Here is a 15,923-nt window from a genome sequence, read left to right on the forward strand (position 1 = left end):
AAAGCCATATCAAATCAACAGGACTAAATCCAACTAATTCGATATGGCTAATAAAGATTATCCAAATTGTAATTGTCTTATTGTTGAATGTGCACTATTACTATTTGCAGACCCACAAGTGCAATCAGAAGGAGCTGCAATCTTGTTACTGTTTGCTGATCCACAAGTACAATCGTTACTACCGTGTTCTGTTTGTTCCGTATTGCTATTTCCCGAGCCACAATTGCAATCATTCATGTTGTTAGAAAGACCTCCATGCAACATTCCCATTAAGTTAGAATCTAAATTTTCAATTCCATCAATAATGGTGATAAAATCATTTTCTATCATAGATAGTAGTGTTTATATAATTCTACTCATGTCGCTTTTCGAATCCGCGTCCTTTATTTCATACAGTTTCCCGAGTTATTCGGTAGGAATTACTGCATTGCAGATAACTGCAACTTCCAAGCTAATAGCTTGTGTTTTTTATTTTTTCTAAATGCAAGTTATTCTTTAATTCTTATTCCGTTCTCTTTTGTTTTTTACAAACTCCTTGCAAGGGACTTCATAAATACAGAGGCTAACTATCATACAGATAGAAGCACTGTTCCATACGAGAACCTTCCACTTTCCGGTACAAGAAGAAGTATCTTGTTTCCACGTTTAATTTCTTTTGTCCTTATGAGTTCTTCCAATCCGACATAAATGGCAGCCGAACCGATGTTGCCTACAGAAGTAAGGTTTGTAAACCACTTCTCTTTTGTCAGAGCAATGTTACGAGCAGCAATTTCGTCATTTAATTTCTCATAGAAAAACATTGATGATACATGAGGTATAATATAGTCTATCTCTTCTGCTTTTACATGATGTTTGGCAAGTACGGTTTCGATATGGTCTACCCAGTACTTGATGATGTATTTCTTTAGCTGCCGAATGTCCTGTTTGCCAACAAGCACGGCACGTTCCTTAATCTCATTAGGAGAGAACTCCTTCCAACTTTTGAGCCGCCCATCTTCTTGCAACTCTGATGCCATGAACATACAGGTAGGTAGTTCGTTGGCATAGGAAGTCATATCGACCCATTCGATTTTGAGAGGACATATTCCTTCGGGATGATCTTGCACCAATACCGCTCCTGCACCATCAGAAAGCATAAATCGCATAAAATCCTTCTCAAAAGCCATATAAGGGTCTTTGTCAGGATTGTCATGTGTAGCTTCATACTCCGGGTCATAAAATTTGGATACCAATGCAGGTGAAGTTAATTCTGATGCCACGCATACAGCTTTTTGATGCAGTCCTGCAAGAATATTGCTATAGCATATTTTCAATGCCTGCAATGAGGTAAGGCATACACCTGCAGAGGAAAATATTTCCATAGGATAGTTGGCTAATTCTCCATGAACCATAGACGCATGGGAAGGAAGCAATTGATCGGGTGTGCTTGTCCCACAAGCCAAAAGGGTCAAGTCGTCAGGAATATTTCCATTTTCAAACAGCCCACATACGGCTTCTTTTGCCAATTCTGCATTCGAGTGTGTTAGGCTTTGATTTTTGTCCAACCCGTAATATCTCGTTTTGATGCCATTTTGTCTAAGGACAATGGAACGAACCCTTGACGGATTTCCACCAATTTTTCCGATATAGTCTTCCATATCCTCATTGGCGATGGGAGAATTAGGAAGATATGCCGATACGCTATTGATATATGCTGCTTTTTCCATAGGAATATTATTTGGTTATTAAATAGTATATTGTGTATATTTGCTCTTTCAATTCGGAAATAGAAAGTTGGCTGCTCAATGCACTTCTGTATGACAATCCAAGATATATATTTCTAATGGAAGATATAATCTTTTCTGTTTCCACAGTTTGAGTAATCTCTCCTTTCTGTTTGGCAAGCTCTATCACCTCTTTCCACTCAAGGCTCTTTCTTTTCTCGTATTCTTGAAATTTCTCTTTCCAATCCGGATAGTTGTCTTTCAGATACAAGATAAATGACATGAAATTGGCAGGAGTGACTGTGCCTTTTGTCATTATAAAAAATGATTTCATACGGCGACCGATGTTTTCTACACGATTATCAATGAAGTCCTTTAATGGTGTAGAGCTTGTAAGTTCAAGAAAGTCTGTAGCATCATTTGTCAAGAATTCAAATACAAACCTATCAACGGCATGATTGAATATATCCTCCTTATTCTTGAAGTGATGGAACATATTGCCACGAGAAATGCCAGTAGCTTCCACTAAATCCGAAAATGATACTGCTGCATAACCTTTTTTCAGAAACAGCCTGAACGATTCATTAAGGATAATGTCCCTTTTGCTTATGCTTTCTTTATCTATTTGTTTTTCCATTATTTCATTATACTAGAATTAGAACAGAACGTTTGTTCTGTGTTTATAAGTGCAATATTATGCAAATTATTTCAATCTGCCAAATTTTGGTTCTTCCGTTAAATGGATAGATTTGTACAATAATTAACTTTTACGGGTAAACAGATTCGCCACCTAATAAGGCAACAACAGAAAATATAACTAACTAAAAATGAGGATAGTAGAAATGGCGAGAAATGATATTAAAAATTCATCCTTACTAAAAACAAAATTCCTCATCTACGCATTTAACGGAAGAACCCAAATTTTTCGGAGGATTTTTCTCCAAAAAGTTTCATTTTTCTTATTTTGCAATGCAAAAGAGTTGATTCTGGGTATTTTTTGCAGGCTTAATAATTAGGCTGAAAATCCCGTCAAATTCCTCCCATTAGACTTTGTATGTGATTATTTTTTAGGTGTGTTTCCTATTTATTTCCGTAAAAGCACACTGTTTTCATCAGAAAAGCATTATCTTTGCACAATCAATTTAAGTGTTCTTTGAGGCATTGCAGAATAAAGAAGGAGAAAGAAACTCGCTCGTTTCCAAGTCGTAACCCATTTATCCATTATTCATTCTTATTTTATTGGTTATCTGAAAGATACAAATATCTTGAATCTTTTTCTGGCGTAGTCTGTTGCGATAAGCATTTTTGCCTTTTCCTCCGTTTCCGAGAGCTTTTCGCGTCCCAATATCGTGGCGTCGCCCGACTTGGCAAATTCCATGAGTTTTTTGATAAAGACTTCTTGGTCGGGTGTGGGCGGGATGTTGTGCAGTATCTCATGCTTGTCAGGACGGATAACGCCCACATCCTCCGCCGTGCGGTAATCGGTGATTTCGTTGTAAAACGCCGCCAGCTCCGGCACCTTGATGAAATACCGGAAACGCTCTTTCTGAATGATGTTGTTCGTTACGGAGAACTCGAAGTCGGTGGTCTTCTTCGCAAAAATGGCCGCCCACGCGTCAAAGCAGCGGATGTCCTGCCGTTCGAGTTCCTTGGGACGCAGATACTTGAAGAGCAGGTAGAGTTCGGTGAGCGAGTTGGAAATGGTCGTTCCCGAAAGGAACGTCGCCCCCAAGTCTTTACCTGACCTCTCTTGAATGGTACGGATGGCAAAGAGCAGGTTGAGCGCTTTCTGGCTGCCCTCGCTGTTGCCCAGTCCCGCCACACGGTCATGTCGGGTGTTGAACATCAGGTTCTTGAACTGATGGCTCTCGTCGACGAAGATGTGGTCAATGCCCATCTGCGCGAAGTCTGCCACGTCGTCCTTACGGCTGTTGATTTCATGCTCTATCTTTTCGAGCTTCGCCAGTAGGTTGTGCTTGCGTTTTTCCAAACCTTTGAGCATCGAAACAGAAATGTTCCGTCCCTGCCCACGCAACACATCGAGGTTTTCCTCCACCGTGTCGAGTTCTTCTTGCAGGATGTTCTGCCGTATCTCCACCGACTGCGGTATCTTGCCGAACTGGTCGTGGCTCATGATGATGCAGTCGTAGTCGTTGTTGCGGATATTATTGAAAAAGCGTACACGGTTCTGCGTAGAAAAATCCTTTTCGGAGGCATAGAGGATACGGGCTTGGGGATAGGCAGTCCGGTACGTTGCAGCTATCTCTGCCACGTTCGCCTTCAGTCCGATAATCATCGGCTTGTGGGCGAGCGAGAGGCGTTTCATCTCATGGGCGGCGATGCACATGATGAGCGTTTTTCCTGTTCCGACCTCGTGGTCGGCAATGCCGCCCCCGTTCTGCTTGAGCATCCAGATGCAGTCCTTCTGACTGGGATAGACGGCAGAGATGCCATACTTGCCGCCGAGTGCCTTGAGGTCGAGGTCGGGGAAGGTCTGGTGCGAGCCGTCGTACTTCGGCCGTACAAAACAGTTGAACTTGCGGTTGTAGAGGTCGGTGAGCCTGTCCTTGAACTCTTTCGACTGCGCTTCCAGCCATTCGGTAAAACCGTTTCTTATCTCGTCGATCTTGGCGTTGGCCAGCTGTATCTTCTCGGCATCGCGCACCTTGATGTCGTTGCCGTTCTCATCCTTGCCGACACACTTCATCATGTTGGGCACGGTGTTGTGCAGGGCATGTTTTAAAAGCGACATGCCGTCGTAGCTGCGGTAATAGCCCTTGACGCAGAATTCCTCGTAGATTTTCACGTTCGTACGGGTGTTGCTTACCGAGAACTCATCGAGCGAGGGCGAGTAGGCAATTTTGACCTCCGTCTCATACAAGTGGGACATGTAGGCGGCAAACACGCCCGTGGGTATCCACCGCTCCCCGAAATTAAAGTCGAGGTCAGCAAAGGGTATCTGTTCGGGAACGGCCTCTTCCAATGCGGCGAGGGCTTCGTCCACCCGGCTGTCCGCTTCCGTATGTACCTGCTGCCACTGCCGGATATCTTCTATCTTGGCGATGACATTACCCGCCACGAAACGGTCTTTGATTTCATAGCCGCCGACGAGCGGATTGAAGAAGACACGCCCTTTGAGCGCCGTGAGCAGTTCCTCCTCGCTACTGCCCGTCAGCTCCTGCATATAGCCGAGTTCCACACTGCCGTAGCGATTGAGTGAAAGGGAGAGGGCTTCCTCCGGACTATCGGTATGCTCTGTCTGCAGTACGGAGAACGACACGGGATGCATAAAGATGTCCGACTTGACCAGCCGTCCCTTTTCCTCGCGTTCGATGGCAAGGAGGTTGCGACCTCCTGCGTCCATGAGCACCAGCCCCACGTTCTGCGGGGCGTTGAGGGCACCGTAACGCATGACGAACTCGTCGTAGTAGGTGTTCAGGTTCGAGCGAAGCGTGGCATTTTCTTCTTGCCGTTCGGCTTCATAGGCATACAACTTTTCGTAGGTGTCGCGGACATGGATGTAGGCCTGCGCCTTTTCTTTGGACAGAAGAGGTAGATCGAGCGGAGAGAAGACCGCACCATAGGGTGTGAGGTCTTTGAGTATGCCGACCTGATTGCCATAGTCCAAGGAATACTCCTCCACAAGTGTACCCTCCTTGTAATGGGGTTGCAGTTTTTGTGTCAGCACACGGGGCACGAACATTTCTTCTTTTGAAGGTGTCAAAGTAGGAATGTCCGATATGGAAGTAGATACCTGCGTAGTCTCTTCCTTTTTATTTTTCTCTTCCTCAACATTCTCTTTCTCTGTACGCTCCCTTGATACAATGGCATCCTTATCCATCTGCACTTCCTGCCTACCTTCCTGTAAGGCTCTTGCCCGCTGTTCGGGTGTCATGTCCATCATCACCTCATAAAAGCCGTTGATGGGCGGATTGGTCTCCCAGTCAAGTTCGGCATAGAGGTCGTTTGCTTCCGACTTCTTCGGTGCGGCATCGAACAGGCTTCGTTCCTTGGGCTTGTTCTTTATCGTTTTCTCTTTTGCTTTTGGCTTTGTCTTCATTTTCTCCGCTTTCTCCCTTTTCTGTTTCTTGCCCGTTGTAGCCTGTTTTTGTTCCGTTACGGTAAACTCCCAAAGGTCGAACAAGGTCAGCACGGGATTGGGGGAACCTGCCTGCTGTGGTTGACTTTCTCTGACGGTTTCAGAAGAAGCCTTCTCTTTTTCACTGGTTTGTGTTTGAACGGGAGAAACAGAAGTCTTCTGTACAGAAGCCCCCTGCAAAGATATATTCTGCGTCTTCTCTTCAATCTTCACTTCCTGCCCATATCGATGCAAGTCCAATCGCATTTGCATATCCTGCGACAGTATTCCGCGCAGGTCACGGGCGATACCCTCCACGCCGCCCTCGTGCAGGTAGACCATCGCAGGTTTTCCGTAAAGGTCGGTGGAGCGCTTTTCTTCTGTATGTACGATGCGGTTGGGATGGCGGAGGAAATACGCATTCGTCGGGATGCCATTTTGGTTGTCTCTCGTAGGCTCAGCCAGCAGCTTTTCGTCATCCGAAAGTTCCTCCTTGCCGACATGCTTCTGCAAGACGAGCAGGTCGCAGCCAGCCTCCGTACCTGCATTCTCAGTAAAAAGGTTGTTGGGCATGCGCACGGTAGAGAGCAGGTCGGCTTGGTCCAGCATCAACCGGCGCACGGCACTGTTGCTGTCTGCATTCAGCACGCCCTGCGGAACGAGGAGCGCGACGATGCCGCCGTCTCTCACCATATCGAGTGTTTTCAGGCAGAAGTAATCGTGTATCTTCTTGGCAGCCGTCCTGCGCACCGCCGAGCCTTTCTCGAACTGTGCATCGAACACGGCAACATCGCCGAAGGGAACGTTTGAGACAGCCACATCGAAGTATTCCTCGAAAGGCTTTTCTATCCGCTCAAAACCTTCGATGCGCACCCGCTGTCCGGGATAAAGATGCGAAAGTATCTTGCCCGTCAGCAGGTCTTTCTCGAACGCCATGACCTCTGCCTGCGGGTTGTCCCTTAAAAAGGCGTCCACAAATGCACCGCGACCGGCGGAGGGTTCCAATACACGAAGAGGGGCAATGCCGTTCTCTTTAAGCACGCCACTGATGGTCTCCGTCACCTCGACAGGCGTATAGAACGCCGTGAGCACGGAGGATTTCAGGCTATCCATGTATCGCTTGTATGTCCGTTCATCGGCACTGTTCTCACGGATCAGCCGGTGCAGTTCCGCCGTGGGCGCAAAGAGGTCGAGGTCGGACTTTGTCCACTGCGCAGCGTCCGCCAGACTGCCGGCGGGATTGAGAATGCACTTCAATCCGCCGAAACCGCAATAACGCTCCAACGCCTGCCGCTCTTCGGCAGTGGGCATGCGCTGTTCTCTGTCCAAGGCAAAGGCGGTGCGTATCGCCTCAATGTTGCCTGCGAGTTTTGCTTTCCTGTTAAATGCCATGACATTCGAGATAAAGTACGACCATTCCCGTGATTTCGGTGTAAAGACTCTCCTCCGTGCGTTCGCTCTGCGTGCACAGCTGCCTTACCTGCGGCAGCAACGCCTCGGTGGTTGCCTCGCGGGCTTCCAAAGGCACTTCGCCCTCGAACTCGTTTTCGAGCACGTCCGTAAGCAGCGCATAAGCCGAGCGGTGCAGCCCGTCGAGCAAAGCCCCCATCGCCAGTTCCTGTGCGCCGTCAACGGAATAGCCCTCGCACCGTGCCCGTCTGAACGTTTCAGCAGCAAGGGTGGCACGACTGTTGATAAAATCGGCATCCGAGGCCTGTTCAAACCGGTTCTCTTGAAGATAGTGTCGCAGGTAGAGTCCGTAATAGGACAGCTCCTGCCCATTGTCTGATTGTTTCATGATGCTGTTTGTTTAGTTGGTTTCCGTTTGCTTCCCTATAGATAAAGCTGTTGCTTTCCTACTGCACTCCTCATAGCTCTTCTACTGATGCTTCCGAATTATCCTCGTGATGAGAAATATTTCTCTACACGATGAGACGAAATTATCTTCACGATGATAAATATTTCTCATCACGAGGATAATTCGACAGACTCGGTTGCTCTTGCATTGCACTCCCTATTGGAATGGTCTTGAAGAGATACGGGAAAGATGAGCATTCCCATAATGGAAAGTAAAAAGGGAAGAAAACGGGGACATGTACAAAAGGCACCCGGTGTCCCCACCGAGTGCCAACCACTAAATCCACAGTAAAGTAATAAAACAGTCATCTAAAGAAAGAAAACGCTTTATGAACTGTGAACAGTGGCAAAAGTACGCATTATTTTCCGTTTTTCCTACCCTTTGACTTGTTTTTTGTATCATCGAAGATGAACTTTACTCTAAACTCCTCGTCAAAGGCAAGGGCAGCATCGAAGGATTTGCCCTGCTTGCTCTTGAAACCGTGCAGCACGGCGGTACGCCCCTCGGTGAGCAGGTCGGTGATTTCCTTGTCGGAGAGCAGCTTACCCGCCACCTGCCGGAAGACAGGCAGGGCGCACGCTTCGTTGTCGCACTTGACCACCTTGGCGTAGAAACGCATGCTGCCCTTGCCGCATTTGGGACAGGCAAAAGTGGTCTCACGGGCGCGGAAAAGCTTTTCCGAGGCGAGCAGGTCGGCGGTTATCCGGCGTGTATAGGCTTCTATCTCGGCATTGAAGTCGGCGGAGGCTTTCTCGCCCCGTTCTATACGTGCGAGCTCGGCCTCCCATCTGCCCGTCATCTCCACATTGGCGATATCCATGCCCTTGACGATGGAATAGAGTGCAAGTCCCTTTTCCGTGGGCACGAGCGTCTTTTTCACACGCACCATGTATTCGCGTTTGAGCAGCGTCTCGATGATGGCGGCGCGGGTGGCAGGCGTACCGATGCCGCAATCCTTGATGGCCTGTCGCAGGGTGTCGTCTTCAATCTCCTTTCCTGCCGTTTGCGTTCCGCGAAATCCGGCTGCACTCGGCATACCCGAACAAGTTCGCGTCTGCTCTCGTTGGCACGGATTTTCCATTGCGGCAAGTAATGTCGCTTCGGTGTGGAGCGGTTTGGGCTTGGTCTTTCCCTCGGTGATGGAGCAGGCGGAAAGGGACAGCACGTCGCCCTCCTTCCAGTCGGGCAGCAACGTGTCGCCGTCCGTATCGCCACAGACACCGCGCCAGCCCGACTGACGGATGATGCTACCCTTAACTGTGAACGCCGTGTCGCAGCACTTCTCGCCATCGCATGTCAATACGTTCGCCCTGACGGTGGTGACTTCCTTGATGCAGGGTGCAGAGAAGGCTTCGACCATCCGTGTGGCAATCATGCGGTAGACGGTCAGCTCGTCCTTGTAGATGCCGATGGGGTGCAGTCCCGTGGTGAGCAGGGCATGGTGGTCGGTCACCTTGCCCACATCCACGCTGCGATGGGCGAGCGTATCTATATGGCTGACATGACTTCCCAACTGTTCGTCGCGTTGCAGCTTTTCGAGCAGCTTGGGGATGGTCTCGAAAACATCGTCGGGAATATAGCGGCTACTCGTGCGGGGATAGGTGATGAGCTTGGCTTCGTAGAGTTTTTGGGCGATGGCGAGCGTCTGCTCCGCCGTGAGTCCGTAGCGACTGTTGGCTTCCTTTTGCAGCGTGGTGAGGTCGTAGAGCAAGGGCGGCTCTTCGGTCTTCTGCTTACGCTCTACCTGTACGATACGGACTTCTTTGCATGTTTCCTTGATGCGTTTATAAAGGCCGTTTGCCGTATCGCCGTCCTTCCATTTTTCCTCGGAGGTGAACTTCACCACGTCTTTCCCTTCGCCTTTCACGGCAAGATGGAGCTGCCAGAAGGCTTCAGGCTTAAAACGTCTGTTCTCCCAATAGCGGGCGCAGACCATCGCCAGCGTGGGCGTCTGCACACGACCGACGGAGTAGGTGCCCCGACCGGCGGCAAGACTGAGTGCCTGCGTGCCGTTGATGCCCACGAGCCAGTCGGCTTCGCTGCGGGCGCGGGCGGCAAGGTAGAGGTTGTCGTAGTCTGCTCCATTACGCAGGTTATTGAGTCCCTCGCGGATGGCCTTGTCGGTCAGCGAGCTGATCCACAGGCGGTCGAAAGGCGTGTGGCAGTCGATGTATTGGTAGAGATAGCGGAAGATGAGTTCGCCTTCGCGTCCGGCATCAGTCGCCACGATGATGCGTTCGCTCTCTTCAAAGAGCCGCCTGATGATGTCGATTTGTTTGAGCACGCCGCTGTCAGGTCTGTTACCTTTCTCCGTCTTTTCTGCTCTGGCGACAAGCTTGAACACATCGGGGATGACAGGCAGGGCGTCGCGGTTAAAGCCTTTTATGCCGTAGGCTTCGGGCAGGGCGAGCTGCACAAGGTGTCCGAATGCCCACGTCACGGCATAGCCGTTGCCCGTGAAATAACCTTCTTCCCGTTTGCGGGCGTCCACCACGCGGGCTATCTCGCGGGCGACGCTCGGCTTTTCTGCAATGATTGTCTTCATTTTGTTTTCTTTTTATTGTTGATGTTGTTTCTTGATGATGGATACTGTATTGGATATTAGTGGTCGGCACCGGGGCTACATGCGGATGCCCTTGGCTTTCTTGGGTTCATTCTTCTGCTGCTGTGCCTGCTGTTCGTTTTTCGGGGCGACCTGTCCTTTCTCGATGGGCTGCTGTATGTGCTTGGTCGCCTCGTTGGTCTTGCCCTCGTTGTTGACAGCTACCTGCACGCGGCTTTCATTGGATGGGGTGACGGTCTGTGCGAGGTCTGGATTTTGGTTGTGGGTAAAGGGACGGCCTTTATCGTAGTTGAACTTGAGGTACATCGTGCAGGGCTGCCCTTTCTTGTCGAGTACGTTCTCCAACTTGACGGCCTTGCCTTGGCAGTAATCCTTCTTCTGTTCGTCGCTGAACTGAATGTTCTTCCACTTGCCGATGGGGCGTATCTTGCCGTCATCGGTCGTCCAACGGTTCTCGCGCTGCTTGGGACTTTCGCTTTTCTGTCCCTGTGTGGTGTTGCCGTCCTGCCGTTGCTGTTTTCTCGGGCTGCGCCCGCTGCCGGGAACGAACTCGATGCCGCGTTGTTCGGCATTCATTTGCAGGGTGACGGTGAATTTGCGACCGTTCTCCAATTCAATCTCCTTGCCTTTGAGCGGCGCACCTGTCAGCAGCAGGGCTTTCTCTGTTTCAGAGAGCACCGTCTTGCCGATGGTGTCGCGCATGCGCACCCGGTTGGCGGCGATGTCGGTCAGTTCGTTTGTCTGGCGGTCGATACTCACGAACGATGGTTTGAGCTCACCTGTTTCGGTGTTCGCAAGGTCTACGATACGCCCGAGGTTGCCCGTCTCTTTCAGGTTGCGCTTGTCCTCCTCGGTGAAACGGTGCCCCTTGTATTCGAGGTCGAGGTTGGGAGCGGTCTGCACCAAGTGCGGCACAAGGCGCACCGTACCGTCTTCCTGCACCTTGAAGGCAAGACGGGCGGCGGTCTCGAAGGTCTGCCCGTCGAACTTCGGAGCGACACTCACCAAGTCGGACTTGCCATAGTTGAGCATCCGTTTCAAATCGCCCGACTTCTCCAGCTCGTCGCGTTTGATGCCCCATTTCTCTTCCAGCTCCTGCCAGTTGATTTTACTCTCGTCGATGGGCTTGTAGGTACTTTCCTTTTTCTGACCGTTGCCGTCATTCGTTTTCTCTTGCCCGGCGGCACCTTGTGCTGCCTGCAGCTGTTCCTGTTTCTCTTTCATTTCTTCTGTGGGATTTGTGGGTTGTTGATTTTGCTGTTGACTTTGTTGTTGTTCTTCCTGTACTGCCTTATGATAAGGTGTCATGTCGATTTTGTGCGGGGCGAGCAGTTCGCGGTTGCCCTCGGGATTTTTGAGCAGGTCTTTCATCACTTCGATGAGTTTGTCCGCCTGCTCGGCCGCCACACGGTAGAAGCCGAAGCGAGAGGGCTCCTTGCACTGCCGCATGAAGTTGAGGAAGAAGTTGTCCAAGATGTCGCCCCCGCGGTCGAACTTCAGGAAGTCCTGAGCGTGCTCTGCTTTCGGAGGCACACGCTTGGGTGTTCCGTCACTGCCGAGGCCGGCGATGACACCGATCTCTCCCGTCTTCTCGTCGCGGACGAGCAAGACGTCCTGTTCTTTTGTTTTCTTTGCCATTTTTACTTACGTTTATTTTGTTGTTTATTCATTGATCGTTTGTTCATTCATTCATTCATCATAAGCCCTTATCATATTTTGAGTTGTTCCATTGTGTCCGATAGGTTTCCATCTGACGGTTTTATATACTTTTCGATAAAGTCATGCACTTCGTGGAACTTGTAATAGGTCTTATGATTCAGCAGAAGATAGTGAAGTGCTCCCGAACTACGGTAACGCTGCAAGGTCCGTTTGCTGACGTGAAGGAGGTCGCACAGGTCTTGGTTGTCCAACAGATGCTCACACTCTTCTTGATGCGAAGCATGCAGTTCCTCATCAATCTTATGCACGATCAACTCCAATTCTTTGTCCTGTCTGTTGAGGTGTCCCGAGATGTCTCGCATCATTTCCAAAAGCCTCGTGTCATAGTCTCTGTTCCTCATATACAATCATTTAGGTGAGACTTTACCTGTACGCAGGTTGAAGTGTTGTCGTAGTCCCTCGATGGTGGCAGGATCGCCCTTGAGACGTCCCTCATCGATGATGCGCCCGACTTCGCTGGCGGAATAGAGATACTTGCCGCGCAGGATGACGAAGTCGATACGCTTCTCGCTGCGCAGGCGTTGCAGGGTTCGGGTACTGATATGCAGGATTTCCGCTGCTTCACGGGTGTTAAGCAGGGTGTCGGGAATCCCTTGCACACTTCGGGTTGCCTCCAGTCTTTCAATATGAGAGGCAATGCTTTCGATGCGGCCCATCAGCTGCTGATAGGCGACGCTTTCTATTGTGATTACTTCCATATTCATCATTTTAGTGAACTTATACCTGAATTGTCGGATAGACTGTGGCAACGTCTCCCAAGCATTTTTTGCAGGTCACTTTCCCTGTAAAGGATTTTCCCGCCTAAACGGAAAAAGGGAAGGTTGCCGCTGTGCCGGTACTCCTGCAGGGTTCTGCGACTGACCCGCAGCAGTGCCGATACGTCCCTGTCGGTGAGATACCGCTCGCCGTTGAGCGTCGGGCGGCAGTTCCTAAGAAAAGATGATAGTCCCTTATGAATATTCTCGAAAGAGTGGAGCAGGGAGAATATCGGTTCGTCTTGTTCGGTCAATACATTTTCTTTCATTTGTCTGTGGATATAGCGGTGTCATATTTTTTCTTGTTTATGGGTCTCTTCTTTGCAGCTTAGCAGAAAGTCCTCGATATCCTTTGCCTTGTAATAGAACTTACGTCCTATTTGGGCATAGTTCAGACGCCTACTGTTTCTGAGTGTCTGCAGGCGGCGGGGACTGATGTGCAACCGACGGCAGACGCCTTCACCGTCCAGCCAAGCATTCGCTGATTTTCCTTCGTTCATCGCACAGAGCGCGTTGACTTGTTTTTCCAAAGCAAGAGCATCCGATACGATCTTCTCGAATGTCTTTTTCTCAATGATAATTACTTCCATTTCTGTTTTGTTTAATGAATACATTACAAAATTATAGCATTATCTGCATTCTCGGTCTGTTTTGGTAGCTTGTGGCAGCTTGTGGCGTCGTTACGGAGACAAAAGAGACAACAAAATGACAGAAAACAACTCGGGCAGACAGTTTTTCTGGTGAAAACCGTCCGCCCGTTGTCGTTCCTTTTTATTTCTCGGATTTTGTTTCTTGAATAGCGTATTCGAATAGTGTGTGTCGTTATTCTTGTTTGTTCAGCATTCCAATCCGCTACTGATGCAAAGCATGAGAGAGGCTGCCTGCTTGTTATCCATCGTTATCCTTTTCGTTATCCATCTGCGAAACTTTGCCGCAAATCCCGTATGAAGATAAAAGGAAATGACAATGATGGCCTCCAAGGAATAGACCTCGGCAGCATAACCGTTTTCAAGAGGCATATATCTCGTGCTGTGGCAGGCCGGTATCGCGCTGTCTTTCAGCATGCGATTGATGGCTGCCCGTATTTCACCTCGTGTGGCGTAGAAGAGTTCCGCCAGTTCCCACTCGCTCATCCAGATGGCGGCACCCGTGATACAAAATTCATTCTCTTTCAAATAAATGATGTCTCGTTGTTTCATTGTTCGTTCCTCCTTTTTATATATATTGTTTGGATGTTGTCATAATAAAGACATTTTTATTTTTCGTACCATTACGCAAAAGTTTCCGAGGTGACGAATTCGCTGATGTCGGCAAGTTTCTCCGAGAGAACATTCATTTCCTTGTTCAGCTTCTCGTTGGTAATCTTGGCGTATATCTGTGTACTGGAGATACACTTGTGCCCCAATACGCTACTGACAGACTCGATAGGCATGCCGTTGGAAAGGCATACCACCGTTGCCATCGTGTGACGCGCCATGTGCCAAGTAATGTGTTTGTGGATGCAGCATTTCTTCATGACGGTACGTAGTATCATTTTGCAGGAATTATAGGACGGAACGGGAAAGACACGCCCGTCGTCGCACAGGCCTTTATATTTCTTCATGATTTGAAGGGGAATGTCGAGCAGGCGGACGTTTGTTTCCACACCTGTTTTCTGTCGATAGGTGTGTATCCACACACTGCCGTCGAGCGGGTTGGACACGATATTTTCCTCCCGAAGGTTCTTCAGGTCTATGTAAGCCAGTCCCGTGAAAGCACAGAAAAGGAACAGATCGCGGATGAATGTCCGTTTGAAGTTCATCTTCGGGGCGTTGATAAGCTGTCCGAGTTCTTCTTTGGTAAGGAATCCTTTTTCTGTTTCCTCTTTCGGCACACTGCAGTCAGGGAATGGATAACGCATCAGCCAGCCGTTTTCTACCGCCCTGTGCAGCAGCATGCGGACGGGACAGGAATATACCCAGACAGAGTTGCAATGCAGGTGTTTTTCTGCAAGCAGGTAAGTCTCAAAATCGGTGATGAATGTTGGTTGAATTTCTTTCAATGCAATGTCACTCACATGATAGCGTGATAGCAGGAAGTCCTTTAGGTGACTGTATACGGCATGGTATTTCGTCAATGTGCTTTTTGCTTTCATGCCGCAGTCGACTTTCTTGGCATAATCTTCCATGAAGTGGTCATAAATCTTTATGAGCGTCTGGCAGCGGTATTCCAAACCAAGGAAAACATTCCTGACTTTCTCGGCCGTGACAAAGCTGTCGCGCTCCATAATTTCCTGATAATGCCTCGTGATGGCTGCACGGAGTTTATCGAGTATCCGGTTGGTTTCCCGTGCCGTTACACTCTTGCCAACCGCACGACCACCCTTGATACCCCAGAGGTTTGAATCAATGGAGAGCTTGCAGCTGAACTGTGCCTGTGTTCCGTCCACGGTGATACGCCCCATGATAGGTGACGTACCGTCTTTCTTTACTTTGTCTTTCTTCAAATAGAAGATGACTGAAAATGTACTTCTCATTGCTTTTGTTCCTTTCGTTTGCAAAATTATTTACTGTGGAGCAGTTGTCCACTAAGCAAATCGAGGGGAACGCGGAATAAGAAACCGCTGGGTAGGAATTTTCGGCCTAACAGCCTATTTCAGAGCGAATTTCCTTGATTTTCCACCTGTCCATTCTTACCCTTGCAGGGGTTACGAATAGGAGACGGAACGCTGTCACAGTTTGGCATAAAGACCGTACATGTTTGGCTTTACGCTGCTTTCCAAAGTCCTTTTAAGTCCTTGATTGATAACTTTATCGCTTCATTTCTCCGTTTTTCATATTTTATATGTACTTTTAGGGGCTAAAAGTGCGTAATTGGGCATGAAAAAAATACGAGCAGGCAAACAAACTAGAAAGGCAAAATGGTACAAAATGTAGGTGTTGTTCTTGAAAATAGACAAAACATTGGGTGTTAAAGGTTATGAATAGTGGCTTTTTTTCTATTTTTTAGCTTATATTTTCGCTAGAACGAAGTGAAAATTAGAGCGGTATTGTAAAATAAAAAACAATAATTTAAGTTTTCGAGTTAGTGGGTTAGAGAGTTGATTAGTTGACTCATTTGGGTGCTATTGGATTTTCGTAAGTTGATAAACCAATGAGTTGATTTGTCTTGCACTTCGGACATGAAAGGAGTGCTTGTCTTGGCTTTACTACACTAAGTCAATAGAGTTCTCTCTATTTAGGGTAATTCAGTTAATTCCCTCTTAGGA

General features: G+C 48.5%; 13 protein-coding genes. All 13 read right to left on the reverse strand.

What is annotated here, in order from left to right; all coding sequences use genetic code 11:
* Positions 1 to 57: 57 nt before the first annotated feature.
* Complete coding sequence (locus HMPREF2955_RS16365) at positions 58 to 330, reverse strand: hypothetical protein (protein ID WP_023925221.1); 273 nt, start codon at positions 328 to 330, stop codon at positions 58 to 60.
* Positions 331 to 569: 239 nt separating this feature from the next.
* Positions 570 to 1,706 (reverse strand): StlD/DarB family beta-ketosynthase, encoded by a 1,137-nt coding sequence (locus tag HMPREF2955_RS13375; protein WP_004354729.1) that lies wholly within the window; start codon positions 1,704 to 1,706, stop codon positions 570 to 572.
* A gap of 7 nt (positions 1,707 to 1,713) precedes the next feature.
* Entirely contained in the window at positions 1,714 to 2,340 is a 627-nt protein-coding gene (locus HMPREF2955_RS13380) for a TetR/AcrR family transcriptional regulator (protein ID WP_006948478.1), read from the reverse strand.
* Positions 2,341 to 2,946: 606 nt separating this feature from the next.
* Complete coding sequence (locus tag HMPREF2955_RS13385) at positions 2,947 to 7,173, reverse strand: N-6 DNA methylase (RefSeq protein ID WP_083317741.1); 4,227 nt, start codon at positions 7,171 to 7,173, stop codon at positions 2,947 to 2,949.
* Complete coding sequence (locus HMPREF2955_RS13390) at positions 7,163 to 7,579, reverse strand: DUF1896 family protein (RefSeq protein WP_070723926.1); 417 nt, start codon at positions 7,577 to 7,579, stop codon at positions 7,163 to 7,165. The genes HMPREF2955_RS13385 and HMPREF2955_RS13390 overlap by 11 nt, the downstream gene beginning before the upstream one ends.
* Positions 7,580 to 7,997: 418 nt before the next feature.
* Complete coding sequence (locus HMPREF2955_RS13395; protein ID WP_070723927.1) at positions 7,998 to 10,184, reverse strand: type IA DNA topoisomerase; 2,187 nt, start codon at positions 10,182 to 10,184, stop codon at positions 7,998 to 8,000.
* 75 nt (positions 10,185 to 10,259) lie between these two features.
* Positions 10,260 to 11,840: a DUF4099 domain-containing protein gene (locus tag HMPREF2955_RS13400; protein ID WP_070723928.1), complete on the reverse strand. Its 1,581-nt coding sequence runs from the start codon at positions 11,838 to 11,840 to the stop codon at positions 10,260 to 10,262.
* Between the two features lie 71 nt (positions 11,841 to 11,911).
* Entirely contained in the window at positions 11,912 to 12,262 is a 351-nt protein-coding gene (locus HMPREF2955_RS13405; RefSeq protein WP_246830160.1) for a helix-turn-helix domain-containing protein, read from the reverse strand.
* A gap of 6 nt (positions 12,263 to 12,268) precedes the next feature.
* Positions 12,269 to 12,619: a helix-turn-helix domain-containing protein gene (locus HMPREF2955_RS13410; RefSeq protein WP_070723929.1), complete on the reverse strand. Its 351-nt coding sequence runs from the start codon at positions 12,617 to 12,619 to the stop codon at positions 12,269 to 12,271.
* 5 nt (positions 12,620 to 12,624) lie between these two features.
* The gene (locus HMPREF2955_RS15390; protein WP_083317743.1) at positions 12,625 to 12,945 is read right to left on the reverse strand and encodes a helix-turn-helix domain-containing protein; all 321 of its coding nucleotides are present in this window, start codon (positions 12,943 to 12,945) and stop codon (positions 12,625 to 12,627) included.
* A gap of 21 nt (positions 12,946 to 12,966) precedes the next feature.
* Complete coding sequence (locus tag HMPREF2955_RS13415; protein WP_070723930.1) at positions 12,967 to 13,266, reverse strand: helix-turn-helix domain-containing protein; 300 nt, start codon at positions 13,264 to 13,266, stop codon at positions 12,967 to 12,969.
* 246 nt (positions 13,267 to 13,512) lie between these two features.
* Positions 13,513 to 13,875, reverse strand: a complete 363-nt coding sequence (locus HMPREF2955_RS13420; protein ID WP_070723931.1) for a virulence RhuM family protein — start codon at positions 13,873 to 13,875, stop codon at positions 13,513 to 13,515.
* Between the two features lie 71 nt (positions 13,876 to 13,946).
* Entirely contained in the window at positions 13,947 to 15,191 is a 1,245-nt protein-coding gene (locus tag HMPREF2955_RS13425; protein ID WP_070723932.1) for a site-specific integrase, read from the reverse strand.
* Positions 15,192 to 15,923: the final 732 nt, after the last annotated feature.

This window comes from Prevotella sp. HMSC073D09 (genome assembly GCF_001814145.1).
Taxonomy (GTDB): domain Bacteria; phylum Bacteroidota; class Bacteroidia; order Bacteroidales; family Bacteroidaceae; genus Prevotella; species Prevotella conceptionensis.